Origin of the sequence: Methylobrevis pamukkalensis (genome assembly GCF_001720135.1) — a bacterium.
Classification (GTDB): Bacteria; Pseudomonadota; Alphaproteobacteria; order Rhizobiales; family Pleomorphomonadaceae; genus Methylobrevis; species Methylobrevis pamukkalensis.
Genome location: NZ_MCRJ01000047.1, coordinates 1 through 18,818 on the forward strand (window position 1 = coordinate 1; position 18,818 = coordinate 18,818).

The 18,818-nt window shown below is 70.4% G+C and carries 22 protein-coding genes, 1 other RNA gene and 2 pseudogenes; 16 read left to right on the plus strand and 9 right to left on the minus strand.

All coding sequences use genetic code 11. From position 1 onward, the window contains the following. From odhB to lpdA, 5 genes are all read left to right on the plus strand, one after another. Positions 1–906 (plus strand): 2-oxoglutarate dehydrogenase complex dihydrolipoyllysine-residue succinyltransferase (gene odhB / locus A6302_RS09455; protein WP_069306856.1); only part of this gene is annotated, 906 nt, incomplete at its 5' end. Positions 907–915: 9 nt separating this feature from the next. Further along, positions 916–1,035, plus strand: coding sequence for a DUF4160 domain-containing protein (locus A6302_RS24405; RefSeq protein WP_245294008.1), 120 nt, complete (start codon positions 916–918; stop codon positions 1,033–1,035). A gap of 127 nt (positions 1,036–1,162) precedes the next feature. Further along, positions 1,163–1,456 carry a DUF2442 domain-containing protein gene (locus A6302_RS09465; RefSeq protein WP_083255654.1) on the plus strand — a complete coding sequence of 98 codons (294 nt, stop codon included), beginning with the start codon at positions 1,163–1,165 and terminating at the stop codon, positions 1,454–1,456. Between the two features lie 3 nt (positions 1,457–1,459). After that, complete coding sequence (locus tag A6302_RS09470) at positions 1,460–2,218, plus strand: SDR family oxidoreductase (protein WP_069306840.1); 759 nt, start codon at positions 1,460–1,462, stop codon at positions 2,216–2,218. Between the two features lie 69 nt (positions 2,219–2,287). After that, the gene (lpdA, locus tag A6302_RS09475) at positions 2,288–3,691 is read left to right on the plus strand and encodes a dihydrolipoyl dehydrogenase (RefSeq protein WP_069306841.1); all 1,404 of its coding nucleotides are present in this window, start codon (positions 2,288–2,290) and stop codon (positions 3,689–3,691) included. Between the two features lie 50 nt (positions 3,692–3,741). On the opposite strand, the gene rbsK is transcribed toward lpdA, so the two are convergent. Beyond that, positions 3,742–4,671, minus strand: coding sequence for a ribokinase (gene rbsK / locus A6302_RS09480; RefSeq protein WP_280939026.1), 930 nt, complete (start codon positions 4,669–4,671; stop codon positions 3,742–3,744). Further along, on the minus strand, positions 4,668–5,132 hold the full coding sequence (locus A6302_RS09485; RefSeq protein WP_069306842.1) for an RbsD/FucU family protein: 465 nt from the start codon (positions 5,130–5,132) through the stop codon (positions 4,668–4,670). Before A6302_RS09485 ends, rbsK begins: the two co-directional genes overlap by 4 nt. Positions 5,133–5,318: 186 nt before the next feature. Between A6302_RS09485 and ffs the strand changes: the two genes are divergently transcribed. The 5 genes and pseudogenes from ffs (at position 5,319) to A6302_RS09510 (ending at position 9,700) form a co-directional block, all read left to right on the plus strand. Continuing rightward, positions 5,319–5,415, plus strand: an RNA gene (ffs, locus tag A6302_RS09490) — signal recognition particle sRNA small type. A gap of 74 nt (positions 5,416–5,489) precedes the next feature. Beyond that, a pseudogene (locus A6302_RS09495) lies at positions 5,490–7,456 on the plus strand (DNA polymerase III subunit gamma/tau). A 222-nt stretch (positions 7,457–7,678) separates the two neighbouring features. Further along, positions 7,679–8,005: a YbaB/EbfC family nucleoid-associated protein gene (locus A6302_RS09500; RefSeq protein ID WP_069306843.1), complete on the plus strand. Its 327-nt coding sequence runs from the start codon at positions 7,679–7,681 to the stop codon at positions 8,003–8,005. A 95-nt stretch (positions 8,006–8,100) separates the two neighbouring features. Beyond that, the gene (gene recR / locus A6302_RS09505; RefSeq protein ID WP_069306844.1) at positions 8,101–8,706 is read left to right on the plus strand and encodes a recombination mediator RecR; all 606 of its coding nucleotides are present in this window, start codon (positions 8,101–8,103) and stop codon (positions 8,704–8,706) included. Positions 8,707–8,923: 217 nt separating this feature from the next. After that, positions 8,924–9,700 carry a DeoR/GlpR family DNA-binding transcription regulator gene (locus A6302_RS09510; RefSeq protein WP_069306845.1) on the plus strand — a complete coding sequence of 259 codons (777 nt, stop codon included), beginning with the start codon at positions 8,924–8,926 and terminating at the stop codon, positions 9,698–9,700. Positions 9,701–9,764: 64 nt separating this feature from the next. Here the strand turns inward: A6302_RS09510 and A6302_RS09515 are convergent, their stop codons facing one another. Then, entirely contained in the window at positions 9,765–10,712 is a 948-nt protein-coding gene (locus A6302_RS09515) for a tyrosine recombinase XerC (RefSeq protein WP_069306846.1), read from the minus strand. A gap of 230 nt (positions 10,713–10,942) precedes the next feature. Here A6302_RS09515 and A6302_RS09520 point away from each other — a divergent pair, with 230 nt between their 5' ends. The 3 genes and pseudogenes from A6302_RS09520 to A6302_RS09530 all read left to right on the plus strand — a co-directional run bounded on the left by A6302_RS09520 (position 10,943) and on the right by A6302_RS09530 (position 12,872). Then, positions 10,943–11,269: a hypothetical protein gene (locus tag A6302_RS09520; RefSeq protein ID WP_069306847.1), complete on the plus strand. Its 327-nt coding sequence runs from the start codon at positions 10,943–10,945 to the stop codon at positions 11,267–11,269. A gap of 230 nt (positions 11,270–11,499) precedes the next feature. After that, positions 11,500–11,823 (plus strand): hypothetical protein, encoded by a 324-nt coding sequence (locus tag A6302_RS09525; RefSeq protein WP_141703606.1) that lies wholly within the window; start codon positions 11,500–11,502, stop codon positions 11,821–11,823. A 129-nt stretch (positions 11,824–11,952) separates the two neighbouring features. Continuing rightward, positions 11,953–12,872, plus strand: a pseudogene (locus A6302_RS09530) (pirin family protein). 109 nt (positions 12,873–12,981) lie between these two features. Here the strand turns inward: A6302_RS09530 and A6302_RS09535 are convergent. From A6302_RS09535 to A6302_RS09550, 4 genes are all read right to left on the minus strand, one after another. Continuing rightward, the gene (locus A6302_RS09535; protein ID WP_069306849.1) at positions 12,982–13,320 is read right to left on the minus strand and encodes a hypothetical protein; all 339 of its coding nucleotides are present in this window, start codon (positions 13,318–13,320) and stop codon (positions 12,982–12,984) included. Between the two features lie 195 nt (positions 13,321–13,515). Continuing rightward, on the minus strand, positions 13,516–14,385 hold the full coding sequence (locus tag A6302_RS09540) for a sensor histidine kinase (RefSeq protein ID WP_069306850.1): 870 nt from the start codon (positions 14,383–14,385) through the stop codon (positions 13,516–13,518). Positions 14,386–14,444: 59 nt separating this feature from the next. After that, positions 14,445–14,924 carry a hypothetical protein gene (locus A6302_RS09545; RefSeq protein ID WP_069306851.1) on the minus strand — a complete coding sequence of 160 codons (480 nt, stop codon included), beginning with the start codon at positions 14,922–14,924 and terminating at the stop codon, positions 14,445–14,447. Then, the gene (locus A6302_RS09550; protein ID WP_069306852.1) at positions 14,902–15,579 is read right to left on the minus strand and encodes a winged helix-turn-helix domain-containing protein; all 678 of its coding nucleotides are present in this window, start codon (positions 15,577–15,579) and stop codon (positions 14,902–14,904) included. The genes A6302_RS09545 and A6302_RS09550 overlap by 23 nt, the downstream gene beginning before the upstream one ends. 201 nt (positions 15,580–15,780) lie before the next feature. Between A6302_RS09550 and A6302_RS09555 the strand changes: the two genes are divergently transcribed. The 3 genes from A6302_RS09555 (at position 15,781) to A6302_RS09560 (ending at position 17,709) form a co-directional block, all read left to right on the plus strand. Beyond that, positions 15,781–17,037 (plus strand): Do family serine endopeptidase, encoded by a 1,257-nt coding sequence (locus A6302_RS09555; protein ID WP_210183304.1) that lies wholly within the window; start codon positions 15,781–15,783, stop codon positions 17,035–17,037. Further along, positions 17,037–17,243 (plus strand): PDZ domain-containing protein, encoded by a 207-nt coding sequence (locus A6302_RS23515; RefSeq protein ID WP_245294009.1) that lies wholly within the window; start codon positions 17,037–17,039, stop codon positions 17,241–17,243. Before A6302_RS09555 ends, A6302_RS23515 begins: the two co-directional genes overlap by 1 nt. Positions 17,244–17,505: 262 nt before the next feature. Continuing rightward, positions 17,506–17,709 (plus strand): DUF1737 domain-containing protein, encoded by a 204-nt coding sequence (locus tag A6302_RS09560; RefSeq protein WP_069306858.1) that lies wholly within the window; start codon positions 17,506–17,508, stop codon positions 17,707–17,709. A gap of 21 nt (positions 17,710–17,730) precedes the next feature. Here the strand turns inward: A6302_RS09560 and A6302_RS25740 are convergent, their stop codons facing one another. Next, positions 17,731–18,093: a dihydrodipicolinate reductase C-terminal domain-containing protein gene (locus A6302_RS25740; RefSeq protein ID WP_342586247.1), complete on the minus strand. Its 363-nt coding sequence runs from the start codon at positions 18,091–18,093 to the stop codon at positions 17,731–17,733. Beyond that, positions 18,090–18,542: a hypothetical protein gene (locus A6302_RS25745; RefSeq protein ID WP_342586248.1), complete on the minus strand. Its 453-nt coding sequence runs from the start codon at positions 18,540–18,542 to the stop codon at positions 18,090–18,092. The genes A6302_RS25740 and A6302_RS25745 overlap by 4 nt, the downstream gene beginning before the upstream one ends. Between the last annotated feature and the right edge of the window lie 276 nt (positions 18,543–18,818).

Consider the following 18,818-nt stretch of genomic DNA (forward strand, 5'->3'; position numbering starts at 1 on the left):
CGGCCCCCCGCGTCTGCGACGTCCATGCCCCCGGCGCCCGCCGCCGCGCGGCTGATGGCCGAGAGCGGCACGTCCGTCGAGGCCGGCTCCGGCAAGCGCGGCCAGGTGCTGAAGGAAGACGTGCTGTCGGCGATCAAGTCGGGGGCTGCCGCGCCGGCGCCCGCGGCGCCGGCTGCCCCGCGCGCGCCGGTCGCCACCGACGATGCCGCCCGCGAGGAGCGGGTGCGCATGACCAAGCTGCGCCAGACCATCGCCCGCCGCCTCAAGGATGCCCAGAACACCGCGGCGATGCTGACGACCTTCAACGAGGTCGACATGACCAACGTCATGGCGCTGCGGTCGACCTACAAGGACATCTTCGAGAAGAAGCACGGCCAGAAGCTCGGCTTCATGGGCTTCTTCGTGAAGGCGGTGATCCAGGCGCTGAAGGACATCCCGGCGGTCAACGCCGAGATCGACGGCACCGACCTCGTCTACAAGAACTACTACCACATCGGCGTCGCCGTCGGCACCGACAAGGGCCTCGTCGTCCCGGTGGTGCGCGACGCCGACCAGATGTCGATCGCCGGCGTGGAGAAGGCGATCGGCGCGCTCGGCCGCAAGGCCCGCGACGGCCAGCTGAAGATCGAGGAGATGATGGGCGGCACGTTCACCATCTCCAACGGCGGCGTCTACGGCTCGCTGATGTCGACGCCGATCCTGAACGCGCCGCAGTCCGGCATCCTCGGCATGCACAAGATCCAGGAGCGGCCGATGGTCGTCGCCGGCAAGATCGAGATCCGGCCGATGATGTATCTGGCGCTGTCCTACGATCACCGGGTCGTCGACGGCAAGGAAGCCGTGACCTTCCTCGTCCGCGTCAAGGAAGCGATCGAGGATCCGCAGCGGCTGGTGCTGGATCTCTGAGGCAATTCGATGCCGACGGTGGCGATGGTCGATGGCGTGAAGATCATGTTCTACGCCGACGACCATCCGCCGCCGCATTTTCATGCGCTGCTTGCCGAGCATGCGGCCGTGATCGACATCGATGCCTGACGGTGACTGCGGGGTTTCTACCCGCCGCGAAAAGGCGCAAGGTTCTGGCCTGGGCGCGGCAACACCAGCACCAGTTGCGACGTGCCTTCGAGATTTCGGTGGCACATGGGATCGTGGGGCCGATCGAATGAAGACACTCCCTCGACTAGCGCAGGCCAGTGCCGTGATGCACGGCGTCCTCAGGCTCGACTTCCTCGACGGCTATGTCGGCGTCGTCGATCTGCGGCCGTGGATCGCCCGGGGAAAGATCTTCACCTGGCTTCAGGATCCCGAGCATTTTTCGGATTTCACGGTCGACGAATTCGGCCATCACGTCACCTGGCGAACCGGCGACGGCCATGACATCGACTTCGGTGCGGACAACCTGCGCCGCGAGTGCGAACGTCAGGCGGAAATCCACCGCCTCATGCTGGCAGGCTGAGCGATGGCGGCGCCCGTTCTCCTCGTCACCGGCGCAAGCCGCGGCATCGGCGCGGCGACGGCGCGGCTTGCCGGCGCCGCCGGCTGGCATGTGGTCGTCAATTATGCGCGTGACGCGGCGGCGGCGGCGGACGTGGTCGGCGACATCGTTGCGGCCGGGGGCCGTGCCTCGGCGGTGCGCGGCGACGTCGGCTCCGAGGAGGACGTCCAGGCGATCTTCGCCCATGCCGACGGCCACGGCGTGCTGAAGGGCCTCGTCAACAATGCCGGCGTCGTCGATGTCGCCGCCCGGGTCGAGGACATGTCGGCCGCCCGCATCGAGCGGATGTTCCGCGTCAACGTGCTCGGCTCGATGCTCTGCGCACGGGAGGCCGTGCGACGGATGTCGCAGCGCTCGGGCGGCGCCGGCGGGGCGATCGTCAACGTCTCCTCGGCGGCGGCCAAGCTCGGCAGCCCCGGCCTCTTCGTGGACTATGCCGCGGCCAAGGGGGCGATCGACACCTTCACGGTCGGTCTTGCGAAAGAGGTCGCGGGCGAGGGCATCCGCGTCAACGCCGTGCGTCCCGGCATCATCGACACCGACATCCACGCCTCCGGCGGCCAGCCCGACCGGGTCGCGCGCCTCGGCCCGGAGCTGCCGATGCGGCGGGCGGGCACGGCGGACGAGGTGGCCCGGGCGATCCTGTGGCTTCTCTCCGACGCGGCGTCCTACTCCACCGGCGCCATTCTCGACATTTCGGGCGGCAGGTCCGTGGTGCCGTGACCGGATCTTCGGCACACTCCCGCAGGCCCCGACCCTTTTCATTCAAGACACGAAGACAGCGAGGCACAGATGTCCGGATATGATCTGATCGTCATCGGCACCGGCCCCGGCGGCTATGTCTGCGCGATCCGCGCCGCCCAGCTCGGCCTGAAGGTGGCGGTCGTCGAGAAGCGCGCGACCCACGGCGGCACCTGCCTCAACGTCGGCTGCATCCCCTCGAAGGCGCTGCTGCACGCCTCGGAGATGTTCGAGGAGGCCGGCCATGCGTTCGCAAAACTCGGCATCCGGGTCGGCACGCCCGAGCTCGACCTGCCGGGCATGATGGGCCACAAGGACGCGACGGTGAAGAGCAACGTCGACGGCGTCGGCTTCCTCCTGAAGAAGAACAAGATCGAACCCCATCGCGGGACCGGCAGGATTCTTGGCCCCGGCAAGGTCGAGGTCACGGCCGAGGACGGCACAAAGAGCGTGCTCGAGGCCAGGGCGATCGTGATCGCCACCGGCTCGGACGTCGCCACCCTGCCGGGGGTCACGATCGACGAGAAGACGGTGGTTTCCTCCACCGGCGCGATCGCGCTGGAGAAGGTGCCGCGCCATCTGGTGGTGATCGGCGCCGGCGTGATCGGCCTGGAACTCGGCTCGGTCTGGGCCCGGCTCGGCGCCAGGGTCACCGTCGTCGAATATCTCGACCGCATCCTGCCGGGCATGGACGCCGAGATCGCCAAGCAGTTCCAGCGGATTCTCGCCAAGCAGGGCTTCGACTTCCGGCTCGGCGCAAAGGTCACCGGGGTGACCCCTGGGGCCGAGGGCGCGAGCCTCGTCTTCGAGCCGGTCGCGGGCGGTGCCGCCGAGACCATCGAAGCCGACGTCGTGCTCTGCGCGGTCGGCCGCAAGGCCTACACCGACGGTCTCGGCCTCGACGAGATCGGGGTTGCCCGCGATGCGCGCGGCCGGGTCGAGACCGACGGCCACTACAAGACCTCGGTCGACGGCATCTATGCCATCGGCGACGTGATCGCCGGGCCGATGCTCGCCCACAAGGCCGAGGACGAGGGCATGGCGCTCGCCGAGCTGCTCGCCGGCAAGGCGGGCCACGTCAACTACGACGTGATCCCCGGCGTGGTCTACACGATGCCCGAGGTCGCCTCGGTCGGAAAGACCGAGGAAGAGCTGAAGGCGGCGGGCGTTGCCTACAACGTCGGCAAGTTCCCGTTCTCGGCCAACGGCCGCGCCCGCGCCGCGCTGAAGAGCGACGGCCTCGTGAAGGTGCTGGCCGATGCGCAGACCGACCGCGTGCTCGGCGTGCACATCCTCGGCGCCGGCGCCGGCGAGATGATCCACGAGGCGGCGGTGCTGATGGAATTCGGCGGCTCGTCGGAAGATCTCGCCCGCACCTGCCACGCCCATCCGACGATGTCGGAAGCGGTCAAGGAGGCGGCGCTCGCCGTCGACAAGCGCGCGATCCACATGTGAGCGGGCCGGCGCCGGGAATGACCCGGCGCCCCACCTTCAGCAGGGCACCGTCAGCCGGCCTTGTCCAGCAGCGCATCGATCTCGGCCCGCGACGGCATCGCCGCCGCCGCGCCCTTGCGCGTGACCGAGAGGCCCGCCGTGGCGCAGCCGAAGCGCACGGCGGCGACCGGATCGCGCCCTTCGGCCAGCGCCGCCGAGAAGCCGCCGACGAAGGCGTCGCCGGCACCCGTGGTGTCGATCGCCGTGATCCCCGTCATCGCCGGCACCACCACCGACGTTGCGGCCGTGTGGTAGAGCACGCCGCGGGCGCCCAGCGTGATCAGCGCGCAGCCGGCGCCGCGCGCCAGCAGCGCGTCGCCGGCCGCGCGGGCCGCGTCGTCGCTGTCGGGATCGATGCCGGTCAGCATCGCCGCCTCGGTCTCGTTCGGACAGACATAGTCGCAGAGCGGCCAGATCGTGTCGGGGAGCGGAAAGGCCGGCGCCGGGTTGAGGATCGCCGTCACCCCGGCGGCCTTCGCGATCTCCAGCCCGCGCTCGGCCGCCGGCAGCGGCTGCTCCAGCTGGGTCACGAACACCTTCGCCGCGCGGATCGTCGCCGCCTCCGCCTCCACATCGGCCGGGCCGAGGGTGCCGGCCGCGCCCGGATAGACGATGATCGCATTCTCGCCGGTCTGCGGGTTGACGAAGATGAAGGCGGCGCCGGTGCCGTCGGTCTGCGAGACCGCGACCTTCGGTTCGATGCCCTCGGCGCCCCAGGTGGCGAGCGCGAGGTCGCCGAAGGTGTCCTTGCCGATCTTCGACAGGAAGGCGACCTTGGCCCCGGCGCGGGCGGCGGCCACCGCCTGGTTGGAGCCCTTGCCCCCCGGCCCGATCACGAAGCCGGAGCCGATCAGCGTCTCGCCGATCTTCGGCAGGCGCGAAGCCATGTAGGCGGTGTCGGCGACGAAGATGCCGAGGATGGCGACGGTTGCGGCGGTCACGCGGATCCCTCCGAAGTCGGGGCAATCACCCCCTTGGTGAGCAGGAAACAGCCGTAGAAGCGGGTCTCGCCGGTGCGGACCACGCAGAAGGCGCTCCTTGCGGCCTCATAGAAGGCAAAGCGTTCGATGCCGTAGAGCGGTGCGCTGCGGCCTTCGGCGGCGTCCACCTCGGCCTGCACCTCGCGCTGAACTTCTGGCAGCACATCCGGCGCGGCCATCACCTCCATGCGTCCGACCGAGGGCTGCAGCGGCGTGTCGAGCGGCAGCAGCGACAGGATCGCCCGCATCGCCCGCGGCGCCGAGACGTTGCCGATCTCAAGCGGATGGCCAAGGACGGTGTGGCTCGCCACCGAGGCGGCGGGGAAATTGGTGTCGACGAGCGCCAGCGTGTCGCCGTGGCCCATGGACGCGAGCGCGTGGAGCACGTCGGCATTCAGGATCGGATCGAGGGTTTTCAGCATGCGGGGTCTCCTCCCGCTGCATGGTCTGCCCCGCCGGCGGCCGGCAGGCAAGAGGGAGGAGAGGCCGATCCTCCGCAGCGGCCTCCGGGATGGTGGACCGTAGCCGGCTGCGGGTTGCAGACCGACGCTGCGCTTCCCGGAATCAGCACTTGCATTGGCTCCCCGTGATCGTGATATGAGGGGGCGGGAGGTTGGCGGTGGACGTGCCACTCGCCAACCGGGTCAGGTCCGGAAGGAAGCAGCCCCAACGAGCCCTGGCTCGGGTCACGTGTCAGCCTCCCACCTTCCCGCCGTCCGCACCGGTCTTCGCCGCCCGCCCTGAAGGGGCGCGGCCGGCGCATTGCGAAACGAGGGCTCATGTCCGACACGACCGGCAGCACGGACAGCACGGCGGCGACGGACGGGTCCGGCCCGGGCTTCGACCTCGGCCTTCCCGCGACCGCGCCCTCGGGCGCGCCGGCCAAGGCCGCCGGCTACCGCGTGCTCGCGCGAAAATACCGCCCCGCCAGTTTCGACGACCTCATCGGCCACGGCGCCATGGTGCGCACCCTCGGCAACGCCTTCGAGACCGGGCGCATCGCCCAGGCGTGGATGCTGACCGGCGTGCGCGGCGTCGGCAAGACCACCACCGCCCGCATTCTCGCCCGCGCGCTCAACTATTCGATCCCCGGCAAGGTCGATCGGCCGAGCGTCGCGCTCAGCGAGCTCGGCGAGCATTGCCAGGCGATCATGGAAGGCCGCCATGTCGACGTGATCGAGATGGATGCCGCTTCGCACACCGGCGTCGGCGACATCCGCGAGATCACCGATGCCGCCCGCTACAAGCCGGTGTCGGCGCGCTACAAGGTCTACATCATCGACGAGGTGCACATGCTCTCGACGGCGGCGTTCAACGCGCTGCTGAAGACGCTGGAAGAGCCGCCCGAGCATGTGAAATTCATCTTCGCCACCACGGAAATCCGCAAGGTGCCGATCACGGTGCTGTCGCGCTGCCAGCGCTTCGACCTGCGCCGTGTCGACGCCGGCCTGCTCGTCGGCCATCTGCGCCGGATCGCCGCCGCCGAGAAGGTGGCGATCGACGACGAGGCGCTGGCGCTGATCGCCCGGGCCGGCGAAGGCTCCGTCCGCGACTGCCTCACCATCCTCGACCAGGCGATCGCCCACGGCGCCGGCGCGGTCGACGCCGAGACCCTGCGGGCGATGCTGGGCCTCGCCGACCGGGCGCGGATCATCGACCTGTTCGAGATGGTGATGAAGGGCGACGTCGCCGGCGCCATGCGCGAGCTGGCCGACCAGTATGACACCGGCGCCGATCCGGCGGTGGTCCTGTCCGATCTCGCCGCCTTCGTCCATCTCGTCACCAGGCTGAAGCTGGTTCCCTCCGCCGCCGCCGATCCGGCGCTGTCGGAGGCCGAGCGCGCGCGCGGCCGGAGCTTTGCCGAGGGCCTGTCGATCCGCGTGCTGTCGCGGGCCTGGCAACTGCTGCTCAAGGGCATCAAGGAGGTCGAGACCGCGCCGCGTCCGCTGCCGGCGGCCGAGATGGTGCTGGTGCGCCTTGCCTATGCCGCCGACCTGCGACCCTCGACGAGGCGCTGAAGATGCTCGGCGAACCGGGGGGCGCGCCCGCGGGCGGGGCTTCGGCCAGTGGGTCGTCCGCAGGCGGACCGGCAGGCGGCGGGGCTCAGGCCTCCTCGGCCGGGTCTGCCCCGCGTGGCGGCGGCAATGGCAATGGCCCGGCGGCCCGGCTCACGGTGGCCGGCGGCTCCGGCGCGGCGCCGTCCGTGCGCTCCTCCGAACCGGCGCGGATGACGGTCGCCCCCGATCCGTCGGCCCGCGCCGAGCCGCAGCGGCCGGCGATGGAGCTGTCGAGCTTCGAGGCGGTGGTGGAGCTGGTCGCCGCCCGGCGCGACATCGGTCTCAAGCTCCAGCTCGAACGCCACGTGCGCCTCGTCCGCTTCGAGGACGGCCGGATCGAGATCAACCCGACCCGCGACGCCAATCCCAATCTCTCCGGCGATCTCGGCCGCAAGCTGACCGAATGGACCGGCCGGCGCTGGATCGTCGCCGTCTCCCGCGACGAGGGCGCCGCGACCCTTCAGGAGACCAAGGACGCCAAGAGGCGCAGCCTCGTCGACGATGCCCGCGCCGACCCGGCCGTGGCCGCGATTCTCGCGCGCTTTCCCGGTGCAGAGATCGTCGACGTGCGCCTCGGCGAGGGCGACACGGCTGCGGATGGCGCGCCGGCCCCCTTCGACGACGTGCCCTTCGACCCGGACGCCTATGATCTCGACGCCGCCTTCGGCGAGCCCTTCGAGGACGACTGACCGGCCCGGGTGGACCCCGCGCCGGGCTTCGGCTATCGAGAGCCCACAAGCGTCGGTCCCGTAGCGTGGAAGAGCCGCAACATCGCCGGCAATCTCGCATTCGGATCGCCGAAGCCCTATCTCTTCACGAGGCCGGGCGACCTCCGGCACCATCAGCAGCGGGACCGAGGGCGGGCGCGCCCGGCGGTTCGCGAAATCCAACGACGCGAGGAGGCACGGGCGATGTTCGGCGATCTCGGCAAGATGATGAAGCAGGCGCAGGAGCTGCAGGCCAGGATGGCCGAGGCCCAGGACGACATTTCCCGCATCGAGGTGACGGGCGCCTCCGGCGCCGGCCTCGTGTCGGTGCGGCTGGCCGGCAAGGGCGAGCTCCGGGCAATCTCGATCGACCCCTCGCTGCTCAACGCGGAGGAGGCGGAGATCCTCGAGGATCTGGTGGTTGCCGCCCACAACGACGCCCGGATCAAGCTCGACGCGGCGATCGCCGAGAAGATGCAGCAGGTCACGGGCGGCCTGTCGCTGCCGGCCGGGTTCAAGCTGCCGTTCTGATCGGCCCGGGCCGTCCGGTTCCCTCTCCGCAAGGTGGCGCATTCCGCGCGCCGCCGCACACTCCCTGTTTCCCGTCTTCCGGATACCGTCCCGCCATGTCGCGCCGCGTCACCGGCCCCGAGATCGAGCGTCTGATCCAGCTTCTCGCCCGGCTGCCGGGTCTCGGTCCCCGCTCGGCCCGCCGGGCGGCGCTGCAGCTCGTCAAGAAGCGCGACCAGCTGCTGATCCCGCTTGCCGAGGCGATGGCGGTGGCGGCACAGAAGGTGACGACCTGCAGCTGCTGCGGCAACGTCGACACCGCCGATCCCTGCGCCGTCTGCACCGATCCGCAGCGCGACCGCTCGGTGATCGTCGTGGTGGAGGATGTCGCCGATCTCTGGGCGCTGGAGAGGGCCGGGGCGATCGACGCGCTCTACCACGTGCTGGGCGGCACCCTGTCGCCGCTCGACGGCATCGGTCCGGATGACCTCGACATCGCCGGCCTCGTCGAGCGCGCCGCGCAAGGCGAGGTGCGCGAGGTGATTCTCGCGGTCAACGCCACCGTCGACGGCCAGACGACCGCCCACTATGTCACCGACCGCCTGCAGGGCTTCGGCATCCGGGTGTCGCGCCTCGCCCATGGCGTGCCCGTCGGCGGCGAGCTCGACTATCTCGACGAGGGCACGCTGACGGCGGCCATCCGCGCCCGCCAGCCGTTCTGATCGCGATTCCGGATACAAGAAAGTCGTGGACCGCCGCGATGGCTGTATCCGGTGAACGGTTGCCGGGGGGCCGCCGCCGTGGTCAGATGCTGCGGCTCGCAATTGCGCGGGCATCCTCGTATGCATCCGCCATTCGCTTGCGGGCGTATGTCTTCGTCCGGCCCGGTCTGTCCAGGGACAGCGGCCGGATCCTTCCAGCGACACGGGAGCGTGACGGTTGCGGCCTTCCAAGCGCCATTCTGAAATCCTGCGCATCCTGCACGAAACGGGCACGGCGACGGTGGCCGACCTTGCCGAGCGCCTCGCCGTCTCGCTGGAGACGATCCGGCGCGACGTGAAGCCGCTCGCGCTCGAAGGCCTGATCGTCAAGATGCACGGCGCCGTCTCCCTGCCGGAGCGGCCGGGCGAGGTGCCCTTCGAGCGGCGGATGCGCGATCATGCCGAGGCCAAGCGCGCGATCGCCCGGCGTCTCGCCGATCTCGTCGCCGATGGCGACACGCTGATGCTCGACACCGGCACCACCACCAGCTTCGTCGCCCGTGCCCTGCTCGCCAAGCACGACCTGACCGTGATCACCAACTCCTCCGACATCGCCCGCACGCTGGCGACCGTGAACGGCAACCGGGTCTACATGGCCGGCGGCGAGCTGCGCGCCGACAACGGCGCCGCCTTCGGCACGGCTGCGGTCGAATTCGTGCGCCGCTTCAGCGTCCGCCACGCGATCATCACCATCGCCGCGATCGACAGCGAGGCCGGCGCGATGGACTTCGACTACGAGGAGGCGGAGTTCGCCCGCGAGGTGCTGAAGCGCGGCGAGAACCGGATCATCGTCACCGATTCCAGCAAGTTCGGCCGCACCGCGCTGGTGCGGGTCTGCGGCCTCGACGAAATCGATGCCGTCGTCACCGAGGCGCCTCCGGCCCCCGATCTTGCCGCCGTGTTCAAGGACAACGGCGTGTCCGTCCTGCTGGCCGCGCCCCTGCCGCTGGGGTGAGGGATTGGTCCGGCTCCGTCCCGGCGGAGGGAACCGCAGCCGGGACGGAAAGAAAGCGAAGGCTTCAGGCACGCGGATGGGCGCGCTCGTAGACCTCGAGCAGGCGGGCGGCGTCGACGCCGGTATAGACCTGGGTCGTCGACAGGCTGGCGTGGCCGAGCAATTCCTGGATGGTGCGCAGATCCCCGCCGCGGCCCAGCAGATGGGTGGCAAACGAATGGCGCAGGGCATGCGGCGTTGCCGTTGCCGGCAGGCCGAGCGCGCCGCGCATCCGCTCCATCAGCAGCTGCACGATCCGCGCCCCGAGCCGGCCGCCCTTGACCCCGAGGAACAGCGGTCCCTCCGGCCCCGGCTGCCACGGGCAGAGCGCCACATAGTCGGCGACCGCCCGCGCCACCATCGGCAGCACCGGCACGATCCGGGTCTTGCCGCCCTTGCCGGTCACCCGCAGCGTGCCCGCGGTCAGATCGGCCAGATCCGACCGGTCGAGGGCCACCGCCTCGCCGACGCGCAGGCCCGCGCCGTAGAGCAGCGCCAGCACCGCCCGGTCGCGGGCGGCGACCCACGGCTCGTCGGCCAACGTCTCGGCGGTGTCGATCACGTCGAGCGCGTCCTTCGCCGCCAAGGGCTTGGGCAGCCGGTCCGGCCGTTTCGGCGTGCGGATCGCCGTGGCCGCCGCCGAGGACGTGCCGCCGCCGCGTTCCAGATGGCGGATCATCGAGCGCACGCCGGCCATCTGCCGGGCAAGGGTGGTCGGGCCGACGCCGTCGCGGCGCCTTCGGGCGAGAAAGGCGCGAAAATCGGCCGGTCGCAATCCGGCGAGATCCTCCGGGCGCGGCGGCGCGCCGAGATGGGCGGTCAGGAAGGCCATGAACTGGCGCACGTCGCGGGCATAGGCCTCGACGGTCTTCGGCGACATCCGCCGCACGCCGGCAAGCGACTGCAGCCAGCCGTCCACTGCCGCCGCCATCGCCGGGGTCATGGTCACGAGCAGGGCATCGGACGGGGCCATGGCGTCTCCTCGGGACCGGGTAGGGAAGGCGTCGGCCGCAAGGGCGCGGCCGGTCACCGGTCCGCGCCAGCCTTTCGCAAATTGCTGAACGGCGAATGAATGGCGGTCTCAGCGGTCGTTCAGGGCAGGGGAGCTAGAACCGGAGCATCGGAAGGGCGCGGCGCGCCGCTTCCCCGGGTGAGACCGGAGCCGGGGGCTCCGGAGCCCGATCTGCCGAAAGGACAACGCCCATGTTCGCCCGCACCCTCGCCTCCGCCGTCCTTGCCCTCGTCATCGGCACCGGCGCTGCCGTCACCGCGCCCGCCAACGCGTCGGCGGCCGAGTTCTCGGTCACGATCGCCAACGGCTATGGCCCCGGCTACGGCCATGCCCCCGCCTACCGTGGCCCGTATCGCTGGCAGCCGGTGGTCGACGCCCGCCGCCACTGGCGCCCGGCGCCGCGCGCGGTCAAGGTCTGCTCGCCCGACTGGCAGGTGCGCAAGGTCGTCGACCATCGCGGCCGGGTGCTGAAGGTGGTCAAGACCCGCGTCCAGAATTGCCGCACCGTCTGGCGCTGACGGCGGGCACTGATCGGCCCCTGCTTTCCGGCCCCGGCACGTGAAATGGGGCTGGCGGTGAACCGCCGGCCTCTCCTGCGTCCTCGCGGGCTCGACCCGGCAGAGACGGAGGAGGGGACGGGATCGATAGCGCGCCCCCGATTCGCCGGGACATCTGTCGCAAGGCCGCGGGGAGGCGTAGACTGGATGCTGACGTGACCCGCAAGGTCCTCCCCGTCCGGAGCGCGCCCATGATCGCCCGACGCCTGCCGCACCTCTCTCTCCTGCTCCTGACCGTCCCGGTGTTCGCCGGGGCGTTCCCCGTCCCGGCCCGCGCCGACTGCACCTGCCGCTTTTCCGGCACGGAGTGGCAGCTCGGCGCCAAGGTCTGCCTGCCGCGCGGCGATCGAATGGTGATAGCCGAATGCCGGATGAACCAGAACGTCACCTCCTGGGTGCCCGTCAGCGGTGACTGCGCGGTCAGTGCGGACGCCGGGACTGCGGCCCGCGCTCACGCGGTGGCGCATGCGCATGGTCCGGGCCCCGCACCACGCACCACTGTTGCCCTCCGGTGAACAGTCTGTCCGTTTCGCCCCCCTTTGCATCGCGGGCGTGCCGGGGCGATATTCCCGTCACCAACCCAGAACGGCGCGGCGGCGGCATCTTCCCTCCGGAGGACGCGGCACCCGCGCGGGAGTGACGAGATGTCGATCCGTCCGGTCAAGCAGATCTCCGGCACCACGCCGCATGTGGAGGGCGCCGGCGTCGAGCTGCAGCGCGTCTTCGGCTTCGGGAACACGGATCTCACCGATCCCTTCCTGATGATGGACGATTTCCGCAACGATGATCCGCGCGCCTATGCCGGCGGCTTTCCCTGGCATCCCCATCGCGGCATCGAGACCATTACCTATGTGCTGGCCGGCACGGTTGCCCATGGCGACAGCTCGGCAACCGCGGCACGCTGGGCGCCGGCGACGTGCAGTGGATGACCGCCGGCAGCGGCATCATGCATCAGGAGATGCCGAAGGGCGACGCGGCCGGCCGGATGCACGGCTTCCAGCTGTGGGCGAACCTGCCGCGCGACCTGAAGATGACGAAGCCCCGCTATCAGGACGTCAAGGCCGGCGAGATCCCGGAAATCATCGACGACGACGGCACCACGGTGCGCGTGGTGGTCGGCGAGTTCTGGGGCAGGAAGGGCCCGGTCGACGGCATCGCCGCCGATCCGCAGTATCTCGACATCTTCGTGCCGCCCGGCCGGCGCAAGCGCTTCAAGGTCGACACAAGGCGCACCGCCTTTGCCTATGTGTTCGAGGGCTCGGGCAATTTCCGCGATGCGGCCCGGCCCGTGGGCATCCTCACCGAGAAGGAGATCGGCGGCGAGGAGATCCACATCCGCGACGAGACCGGCAACCGCACGCTGGTGGTGTTCGGCGCCGGCGACGAGGTGGTGGTCGAGGCCGGCGAGCGGGGCATCCGCTTCCTGCTGATCTCGGGCGCGCCGCTGAAGGAGCCGGTCGCCTGGTACGGGCCGATCGTGATGAACACCCGCGAGGAGCTGCAGCAGGCCGTGGCCGAACTGCGCGGCGGCACGTTCATCAAGGAAGGCGCCGGCTTCAGGTGAGGCATCGGCGTCAGGCAAGGCGCTGAAAGAGCAGAGCAAACGAGAAAGGGGCCGGCACTGCCGACCCCTTTTTCATGGCGCTCCGCTGTCAGGGTCACTCCGTCAGCGCTCACGCACCGACGTCGCGGGCGTAGGCGATCTGGATGCGGCGCTGGTATTCCTGCTTGGAAATCCGGCCCTCGTCGGCCATGCGGGCGGTCGCGATCGCCTCGTTCCAGAAGCGGATCTCGCTCGGGCGCAGCGCATAGCTCGCCTGCTCGATTGCGAACTGGCGGCGCGCGGCCTCCTCGTAGGAGATCATCCCGCGGTTGCGGTTGATGGCGATGTCCTTCTTCTGCGCCTCGACCACGGCGATCCGGGTGGAGGACGGCGGCAGCTGCGGGGCGGTCACGCAGGCGGCCAGCGCGAGCGGGGCCAGGATGCCGAGGGCGAGCAGGGACTTTTTCATCGGGTTCCGATCATCGATATGAAAAGGGCGACGGGGAAATGGGGCCATCCGGAAAGCCGGTCGGCCGAAACTGAAGGCAGGTTGCCTCGTGCAGGCAATGGGTGCATCGCTGAAACCCCTCGCATGGTTCCATCAAATTTTCGTGAATTCGCACATAAGTTGGGGGGCCACGCGCCGGGATTGCGGCCGGAGCGCTCACGGCGCGGGTCTGGACCCGGCCGGCTGGTCCGCCGCGCCCGGACGGGACGCCGGTTCCGGAAACACGATCTCGGCCCGCAGCCCCGGCGCGCCGTCGCCGAGCAGCAGGTCGGCCTCGTGCAGGGTGGCCACCGCCTTGACGAGGGCAAGGCCGAGGCCGCTGCCGCTGGTGCTGCGCGCGGTCTCGAGGCGCCGGAACGGCTTCTGCACCTCCTCGCGCATGTCCGCCGGCACCCCCGGCCCGTCGTCGGCCACCCCCAGCACCGGACGCCCGCCGCGCGTCGTCACCTCCACGGTCACGGTCGTGCCGGCGGGGGTATGGCGCAGGGCGTTTTCCACGAGATTGGCAAGGATCTGCTGCACGAGGGCGCGGTCGCCGACGATGCCGACGTGGGGCTCGATGCGGAGGGCAAGGTGGTGGCCGGTCTCCTCGGCCACGGGCTCGTAGACCTCGGCCATGTCGGCGGCGAGGGTGGAGAGATCGACGGCGGCAAAGGCGCTGCGCCGGGCCCGCGCCTCGATCTCCGCGATCCGCATCAGGGCGGTGAAGATGCCGAGCAGGCGGTCGACCTCGGCGACCGCCTCGTCGGTCACGGCCGCATAGTCGGCAACCCCGGTTGCCTCCTCGCGCGCGCTCTCCAGCTTCTGGCGCAGCCGGGCGAGCGGGGTCCGCAGGTCATGGGCCACGTCGGTCGTCACCCGCTTCAGGTCGACCATCAGCGTCTGCAGCCGGTCGAGCATGTCGTTGATGCCCGACGTCAGCCGGTCGAGCTCGTCGTCGGTGCCCCGTCCCGGCACCCGGGCCGAGAGGTCGCCGGCGACGATGGCGCGGGTGGTGGCGTCGATCCGGGCGATGCGGCCGAGCACGGCCCGGGCGGTGACGACGGCGCCGACCAGCGCGAGCAGGGCGGCGAGCGAGCCGCCGATCAGGAAGGCGTTGACGATCGCCCGGCTGGTGCGCCTGAGCGCCGCGTCGCTCTGCCCGGCGGCAAGATAGGTGCCGTCGGACAGCAGCCGGCCGACGCGAGGATCGACAGCGAGCCGTCGCGGCGGTCGAGCAGGAACGGGCCGTCCTCGCGCGGCATCAGCGGCGGCAGGCTGCCGGTGAGGATCCGGCCGCGCGCGTCCACCACCAGCACCCGCAAGGGATCGACGCCCTCGGGCGCCTTGGTGTCGTCGACGGCGGCGGCGACGAGGCCGGGGATGCCGAAGCGGTCGTGGACCTCGGCCAGCCGGCCGACCTCGCCGGCGGCAAAGGCCCGCAGTTCGGTCCGCGCGCTCTCCACGGCGATATAGTGGACCGCAAGGCCGATCAGCGCGATCGAGGCGAGGAACACCACCGAATAGCCGAGGGCGATGCGGAAGCTGGTGGTGCGGACGAGGTCACGCGGGCGCGCGAAGGACATAGCCGGCTCCGCGCAGGGTGTGGATCAGTTCGGCGTCGAAGCCCCGGTCGACCTTGCCGCGCAGCCGGCTCATGTGGGTCTCGACGATGTTGGTCTTCGGGTCGAAGTGGAAGTCCCAGACGTTTTCGAGCAGCATGGTGCGCGTCACCACCTCGCCGGCGTGGCGCATCAGATACTCCAGCAGCTTGTATTCCTGGTTCTGCAAGTCGATCAGCCGCCCGGCCCGGGTGACCTTGCGGGCGAGGCAGTCGACCTCGAGATCATGCACGCGCAGGAGGCTCTCGCGCATCGGCCGGGCGGCGCGGCGGGCGAGCGCGTTGACCCGGGCGTTGAGCTCGGCAAAGGCGAAGGGCTTGACCAGATAGTCGTCGGCGCCGGCCTCCAGCCCCTCCACCCGGTCGTCGAGGCTGCCCATGGTGGTGAGCATCAGGATCGGCGCGGCCTCGCCGGCGCCGCGCACGGTGTGCACGATCTTCAGGCCGTCGACGCCGGGCAGCATGCGGTCGACGATCAGGAGGTCGTAGGCCTCGCCGGCGGCCAGGAACAGGCCGTCGCGCCCGGTGCGGGCGACGTCGACCGTATGGCCCTGCTGCTTCAGCCCGCGCGCCACATAGTCCGCGGTCTCGCCGTCGTCCTCGATCACGAGGATCTTCATCGTCTGGTCGTCTCCGTTGCTGCCGGCCCGCCGGCGGCGGGGGCCTTGTCCCGGTTGTCATCGCACGGTGCGCCCTTCCGCAGGCCGTCCGCAACATTGGGAAGAATCAATCTCCTGTCGATGCCGGCGTGATCGCGAAAGGCGCTTCCTGTCGTCAACGCCTCGCACCCGGCGAGGCAACATCCGCAACAGGAGCATGCCATGACCGACACGAAGAAGACGCCGATCCGGGGCCGCATCGCCGCCATCGCCGCCGCCTGCCTGATGTCCACCGCGCTCGTCGCCCCGGCGATCCTGCCGGCGACGACGCCCGCCGCCGCCGCGCTGCCGGGCGTCGACTTCTCGGCGCTCGCCGAGAAGGTGCTGCCGGCGGTGGTCAACGTCTCGACCACCCAGAAGGTCGCCCAGGCCGGCTTCGACATGCGGGACCTGCCCCAGGGCACGCCCTTCGACGAGTTCTTCAAGCAGTTCCGCGGCCAGCGCGGTCCCGGCAACGGCCGCGAGCAGACCGAGAACGCCCTCGGCTCGGGCTTCATCATCGATTCCTCGGGCTACGTGGTGACCAACAACCACGTGGTCGGCGCGGCGACCGACATCAAGGTGACGCTGCAGGACGGCACCACCCTGCCGGCCAGGCTCGTCGGCAAGGACGAGAAGACCGACATCGCCGTGCTGAAGGTGGAGAGCGACACGCCGCTGCCCGCGGTGCCCTTCGCCGATTCCCGCGAGATCAAGGTCGGCGAGGCGGTGATGGCCGTCGGCAATCCCTTCGGCCTCGGCGGCACGGTCACGGCCGGCATCGTCTCGGCGCGCGGCCGCGACATCCATTCGGGCCCCTTCGACGACTACATCCAGACCGACGCGGCGATCAACAAGGGCAACTCCGGCGGCCCGCTGTTCGACATGGACGGCAACGTCATCGGCATCAACACCGCGATCTTCTCGCCGTCCGGCGGCTCGGTCGGCATCGGCTTTGCCATCCCGGCGACGCTGGCCCGGCCGATCGTCGACGAGATCCGCGACCACGGCGGCGTCTCGCGCGGCTGGCTCGGGGTCGCGATCCAGCCGGTGACGAAGGATATCGCCGAGAGCCTCGGCCTTCCCGGTGAAAAGGGCGCGCTGGTCTCCTCGGTCAACGGCGGCAGCCCGGCGGCCGAAGCCGGCGTCGAGCCCGGCGACGTGATCACCTCGGTCGGCGGCAAGCCGGTCGAGCAGTTCCGCGATGTGGCCCGTCTCGTCGCCAACGTCGAGCCCGGCTCGAAGACCGAGCTCGAGGTGACCCGCGACGGCAGGGCGATGACGCTCTCGGTCGACGTCGGCACATCGCCTGCGGCGCAGACCGCGGACGCGGCGAAAGCGACGAGGCCGACGCCGGGTCCTTCGGCCTTGCGCTCGGTCCGATCACCCCCGGGGTCGCCGAAGAGCTGGAGCTGTCGAACGATCGCGGCGCGGTGGTGATGCAGGTGGAGCCCGGCTCGCCGGCCGAAGAGCAGGGCGTGCGCGCCGGCGACGTGATCCTCAAGATCGGCAACCGCAAGGTCGACAGCGTCGAAGATGCGGTGAAGCTGCTCGGCGCGGCGAAGACGGACAAGAAGCCGGTTCTCGTCCAGGTCGAGCGCGACGGCATGGCCCGCTTCCTCGCGCTGTCCGCCAAGGCGGCGTGATCCGGATCGCCTGATCGCTTCGGGAGGACCCGACCCTCCCGTCGCGGGCGCGGCCTCCGCCCCGGCCGCCCTGCCTCCGCCGGCCGCGTCCTCCCCCGGGACGCGGCCGGCCTTCGTTCGCACCGCGCAGAAGCCCGTTGAAATGCCCGCGGATTTGCGGGACAAACGCGCAATGACACCGGGGACGGCCGCGCGATGGCCGTCCGCTGGCAGCCACGATGGGGAGCGGTCCGCGACAGTCGCAGCCCTCCCGGAGACGATGATGAAACTCTACCGCTACATGACCGGACCCGACGATTCCGCCTTCTGCCACCGCGTCTCGCAGGCACTGAGCAACGGCTGGGACCTCGCCGGCCCGGCGACGCTGACCTTCGATCCCGTGCAGGGCCGGGTGATCTGCGGCCAGCCGGTGGTGAAGGACGTTCCGGGCGACTACAGCCCCGACATCAAGCTGTCGGACTACTGATCTCGCGGCACACCGCAGGGCTCAGTCCAGCAGCCCGTCCAGTCCGCGGCGCAGGCCGGTGGCCTCGCCGACGCGGCGGACCGCCAGCAGCGTGCCGGCGACATAGGGCATGGCCGACGATCCCGCGTCATGGCGGATCGTCAGCCGCTCGTCGGGTGCGCCGAAGATCGCTTCGCAGGACAGAACGAAGGACGGCAGGCGCAGCGCATGCACCTGCACCGGCCGGTCGTTGCCGATCGCCGCGCCCCGGGTCTCCTGCGGCCCCATCACCTCGGACACGGATCGCGAGGTGCCCGGCTGGCGCACGGCCGACAGCATTTCGGCGAGTTCCCGCGCGGTGCCGGACGGCGCGTCCGGCTTCTTCGCCGAGGCGTAGTCGATCACCTCCACGTCGCGACATATTTCGCCGCCTCCAGCGCAAAGCGCTTCATCAATGCCGCCGTGACCGAGAAATTGCCGGCGGCGATCACGCCGAGCCTGGCGGTCTGCGCCGCCGCGTCGATCTGGGCATAGTCCTCCGCGCCGAGGCCCGACGTGCCGATCACCACGTGAAAGCCGCGCGACAGCGCCAGCAGCGTGTTGCCCATCACCGCGCCCGGACGGGTGTAGTCGACGACCACGCCGCCGGCGGGCAGCCCGTCGAGAGCCTCGCCGAGCGTCCGCGCGATCATCACGCCCGCAGGGGCAAGCCCGACCGCCTCGCCGGCATCGCGCCCGGCGGCCGACGGGGCAACGGCGGCGGCAAGGGCAAGGTCATCGGCGGAGGCCACCGCCGGCACCAGCGCGCGGCCGACCCAGCCGGTCGAGCCGGCGATCACGACGGAAATGGGCATGAAGATCTCCCTGAAATGGCGGGTTGATGCTAAGGTGACCTGCCGTGGCGCGGCTGTCCTGTTCGGGATCAGGCGGGCATCATCCAATAGACCATGAACAGAAACGGCCCTTTGTCTTGCAAGGGGCATGGAAATGCGGATTGCGCACCCGGCCTCGTCCTTCGAGACGGCCCTTCGGGCCTCCTCAGGATGAGGCCTTCGGAAAATTTCTCGTTTGATCGCAGGCAATTACTCTTTCCCTCACCCTGAGGAAGCCGCAAAGCGGCTGTCTCGAAG